2 protein-coding genes and 1 pseudogene are annotated in these 2,391 nt (G+C 58.0%); 1 reads left to right on the forward strand and 2 read right to left on the reverse strand.

Annotated features, from left to right (window positions below; all coding sequences use genetic code 11):
* Positions 1-160 precede the first annotated feature (160 nt).
* Positions 161-1,162, forward strand: a complete 1,002-nt coding sequence (locus GOW60_RS20980; protein ID WP_171230816.1) for a helix-turn-helix domain-containing protein — start codon at positions 161-163, stop codon at positions 1,160-1,162.
* A gap of 69 nt (positions 1,163-1,231) precedes the next feature.
* On the opposite strand, the gene GOW60_RS20985 is transcribed toward GOW60_RS20980, so the two are convergent.
* Both GOW60_RS20985 and glyA read right to left on the reverse strand, forming a co-directional pair.
* On the reverse strand, positions 1,232-2,209 hold the full coding sequence (locus GOW60_RS20985; RefSeq protein ID WP_171230817.1) for a CoA ester lyase: 978 nt from the start codon (positions 2,207-2,209) through the stop codon (positions 1,232-1,234).
* A gap of 18 nt (positions 2,210-2,227) precedes the next feature.
* Positions 2,228-2,391, reverse strand: a pseudogene (glyA, locus tag GOW60_RS21290) (serine hydroxymethyltransferase); the annotation flags it as partial.

Consider the following 2,391-nt stretch of genomic DNA (forward strand, 5'->3'; position numbering starts at 1 on the left):
GAAACCTCGTCTGCACATGCCCCCCAATGGACGCATACGAAGACGCCGCGGAATAGGGAACCGGGCGTAGCAATCCGCGGTTTGCTCTGGCGGATTGAAATCCGAAAATGAGGGCAGCGTCCTGCGAGGCGCTGCCTCTCGTCAATTCGATGGAGGAACAATGAAACACTATGTCCTCGCAAATGATCGCGCCGACCTGGCAAAGACCGGGCCGGAGGTGCCCGAAAGAACAAAACACATCGATGTTATCCTCAGCGACACGCGGGCGCTGGCATCGGCTGAGATCGTCGTCGAGTTCTATCACTCTCTGAACAGCCTGGTCGAAAACTGCTCTTATGTCGTCAATCTCCGGGTGTCCGGAAATGACTCGGTCGGCGGACCTCTTTATTGGGCAGGTCGGACGGCGATATTCTGGGGCGACCTGGAGAACAACTGGGACGTCTCTGGTTCGCGCAGAACCTGGATTTCGCAAGTTCTCAACCTGTCTTCAAGGACCGTTCTGGTCGGGGGAGCTGTCCTGTTGCTGGTGCAACTGGGCAGAGCAGGCCGAAACATCGTTGCGGTTCACCCGAACTTTGCCGCGGCCGCGCTGGAAAGCGGATTGGAAAGCTGCGGTGCGGCAACCCATCTGGCCGCCGACGGGCACCCCCACAGCGCGACCAGCAGACTGAGCGCGTTGCGGTTGTTGTCCGAATTCGTGTCCATGGATCACGGAGAGCATATAGCGGACGCATTGCGCAGCTATATCGGCCTGACCGAACCTACGCAAAAACACGAAAGCAGGTTGGCCGCCCAGTTGGTACACAGGGCAAAAGGCGATCTTCTGGTGATGCGCACTTTGGATGCGATGCAGGAGAATATCGAAGATCCACTGACGATCTCGGACCTTTCCCGTTTGCTCAAAACCTCGACGCGTCAACTGCAACGACGGTTCCTGAGCAAAACCGGAGCAAAGCTTCTTTCCACATACAAGGAGCTTCGTCTGGAACGGGCGCAGAACCTGTTGCAGTTCACGAACATGTCGCAGATCGAAATCTCGGCAGCCACCGGTTTTTCATCGCCCGTCGCTTTGAAACGTGCGTTTCAACGCTGCTACAAAACCAGCCCGGATGATGTGCGGGACCGTCGGTTCACGGGGTCGATGGCGCCGGAAGGATCCTAGCACTTCTTCGGCTTGCGCAACGGGCGATGATATCCCGTGGGCAGTTTGCCCACGCAACTTTGGTTTGGTTCACGCCGCAGCAATCTGGCTGGCCTTTTCCACCAGCACTTCGGCCTGACGGATTGAGGCGTAATCTATCAGCCGGCCGTCCAGTGAAACGGCGCCTTTTCCGTCTGCCTCGGCCTCGGCCATGGCAACAAGAATGCGCTGCGCCTTGTTGACCTCGGCGTCGGACGGCGACATCACCTCGTTCGCCAGCGTGATCTGGCTTGGATGAATGGCCCATTTGCCCTCGCAACCCAGAACGGCGGCACGTTTTGCAGCGGCCTTGTAACCGTCCGGGTCCTGAAAATCGCCAAAAGGCCCATCAATCGGACGCAGCCCGTTGGCGCGCGCTGCAACTACCATGCGGGCCAGAGCATAATGCCACATGTCACCCCAATGGGTCTGCCGACCGCCCTCGGGGTCTGCATCGGTCAAAACAGAGTAGTCCGGGTTCACCCCACCGATGATCGTGGTGCGCGCACGGGTCGAGGCCGCATAGTCGGCCACCCCGAAGTGAAGGCTTTCATTGCGCTTTGATGCTGCCGCAATCTCACTGACATTCTGCATGCCAAGCGCGGTTTCGATGATGTGCTCGAACCCGATCCGTTTTTTGTAACCCTTGGCGTCTTCGATCTGGGTCACCAGCATATCGACGGCATAGACATCCGCAGCAGTTCCGACCTTGGGGATCATGATCAGGTCCAGCCGAACACCCGCCTGTTCGACCACATCGACGACGTCGCGGTACATGTAATGCGTGTCCAGACCGTTGATCCGAACCGACATGGTCTTGTTGCCCCAATCGATATCGTTCAGCGCCTGAATGATGTTCCTGCGGGCCTGTTCCTTTTCATCCGGTGCAACCGCGTCTTCCAGATCAAGGAAAATGACGTCTACATCGGATTTGGCTGCCTTTTCGAACATTCCGGGTTGGCTGCCGGGCACGGCCAATTCACTTCGGTTCAGTCGGGCTGGGGCTTGGTCAATGGAATGAAAACTCATGGGTTCGGGTCCTTCGTCTTACAGGTTCGGATAGATCGGGAAACGTGCGCAGAGGTCTGCGACTTCGGCCTTGACCTTAGCTTCGACCGCGTCGTTGCCGTCTTCGCCATTGGCGGCCAGGCCGTCTACCACTTCGATGATCCAGTCGGCGATCTGGCGGAATTCGACCTCGCCGAAGCCGC

Origin of the sequence: Ruegeria sp. HKCCA4008 (assembly GCF_013033125.1) — a bacterium.
GTDB lineage: Bacteria > Pseudomonadota > Alphaproteobacteria > Rhodobacterales > Rhodobacteraceae > Ruegeria.

Excerpts from the sequence above, each read along its gene's own strand:
- GOW60_RS20980 (WP_171230816.1), top strand. The coding sequence starts at position 161 with ATGAAACACTATGTCCTCGCAAATGATCGCGCCGACCTGGCAAAGACC.
- GOW60_RS20985 (WP_171230817.1), bottom strand. The coding sequence starts at position 2,209 with ATGAGTTTTCATTCCATTGACCAAGCCCCAGCCCGACTGAACCGAAGT.